This is a genomic window from Nocardia sp. NPDC051052 (assembly GCF_044456045.1).
Lineage (GTDB): Bacteria > Actinomycetota > Actinomycetes > Mycobacteriales > Mycobacteriaceae > Nocardia.
Genome location: NZ_JBITFL010000055.1, coordinates 1 through 1,288 on the forward strand (window position 1 = coordinate 1; position 1,288 = coordinate 1,288).

1 protein-coding gene is annotated in these 1,288 nt (G+C 60.4%); it reads left to right on the plus strand.

Annotated features, from left to right (window positions below; all coding sequences use genetic code 11):
* Nucleotides 1-22: 22 nt before the first annotated feature.
* On the plus strand, nucleotides 23-1,249 hold the full coding sequence (locus tag ACIBCN_RS44540; RefSeq protein ID WP_396998943.1) for an IS256 family transposase: 1,227 nt from the start codon (nucleotides 23-25) through the stop codon (nucleotides 1,247-1,249).
* Nucleotides 1,250-1,288: the final 39 nt, after the last annotated feature.

Genomic DNA, 1,288 nt, shown 5'->3' on the forward strand with positions numbered 1-1,288 from the left:
GCCCGAGGCTTCGGCTGAAGCCCTGGCCGCCCAAGAGTTGGTGCGGATGGCCAAGGCGCAGGGGTTGTCGCTGACCGGGCCCGACGGGCTGCTCAAACAGTTCACCAAGACCGTCTTGGAGACGGCGTTGAACGAGGAGATGACCGAGCATCTCGGGTTCGAACCGAACCAGGCCCCGGATGGTCGGGAATCAGCCAATGTGCGCAACGGGACTCGGTCCAAGACGGTGTTGACCGAGGCGACCGGTCAGGTGCAGATCGAGGTGCCCCGTGATCGGGAGGGGAGCTTCGAGCCGCAGATCGTGAAAAAGCGGCAGCGACGGTTGAGCGGTGTCGATGAGATCGTGTTGTCGTTGTATGCCAAAGGTCTTACCACGGGCGAGATTTCAGCGCATTTCGCTGAGATCTATGGGGCGTCGGTGTCGAAGGAAACGGTCTCTCGTATCACCGACAAAGTGATCGCCGAGATGACCGAATGGGCCAACCGGCCCCTCGATGCGGTCTACGCGGCGATCTTCATCGATGCCATCGTGGTGAAGGTTCGTGACGGCCAGGTCGCGAACCGGCCCGTCTACGCCGCGATCGGTGTCAGTGTGACCGGTGAGAAAGACATCCTCGGGTTGTGGGCAGGTTCTGGTGGTGAGGGCGCGAAGTTCTGGATGAGCGTGTTGACCGAGGTCCGTAACCGCGGTGTGAAGGATGTGTTCTTCCTGGTCTGTGACGGGTTGAAAGGGTTGCCTGAGGTGGTCGGGAACGTGTGGCCGCTGGCGATCGTGCAGACCTGCATCATTCATTTGATCCGTAACACCTTCCGGCTCGCTTCCCGCAAGGATTGGGACGGTTTGCGTCGTGATGTGAAACCGATCTACACCGCTGTCAACGCCGGGGCCGCTCGTGTCTCACTCGATGCCCTCATTGAGAAGTGGGGTGCGAAATATGCTGCGATAGTGCGGCTTTGGGAGAACGCGTGGGAGGAGTTCATTCCGTTCCTGGACTACGACATCGAGATCCGGCGGGTGATCTGTTCGACGAATGCGATCGAGTCGTTGAACGCGCGTTACCGGCGTGCGATCAAGGCGCGTGGGCATTTCCCGACCGAGCAAGCCGCCTTGAAATGCTTGTATCTGGTGACTCGCTCGCTGGACCCCACCGGCCAAGGCAGGGCACGATGGACCCAACGCTGGAAACCAGCGGTCAATGCCTTCGCGATTACCTTCGCTGACCGTTGGCCCGACGCTCAAACCTACTGATCACCCAACGCCGGAAACACCGTTAGCGAGATAGTCCCC